1 protein-coding gene is annotated in these 275 nt (G+C 47.6%); it reads right to left on the bottom strand.

The window, feature by feature from the left end; all coding sequences use genetic code 11:
• On the bottom strand, positions 1-275 hold a 275-nt coding region (locus C2M32_RS06515), incomplete at both ends, for a GTP-binding protein (protein ID WP_234401246.1).

Genomic DNA, 275 nt, shown 5'->3' with positions numbered 1-275 from the left:
GGTAGGTCATCACCTGGGAAGTCATACTCAGAAAGTAGTTCACGTACTTCCATCTCTACTAGCTCTAGAAGCTCTTCGTCGTCAACCATGTCACATTTGTTCATGAATACGATGATGTAAGGTACACCAACCTGACGAGAAAGTAGGATGTGCTCACGTGTTTGAGGCATAGGACCGTCAGTAGCAGCAACTACTAGGATCGCGCCGTCCATCTGTGCAGCACCTGTGATCATGTTTTTAACATAGTCAGCGTGTCCTGGACAGTCTACGTGTGC

Source organism: Pseudoalteromonas sp. T1lg23B (assembly GCF_002964665.1).
Taxonomy (GTDB): domain Bacteria; phylum Pseudomonadota; class Gammaproteobacteria; order Enterobacterales; family Alteromonadaceae; genus Pseudoalteromonas.
This window is presented reverse-complemented; position numbering and strand designations above follow the sequence as displayed.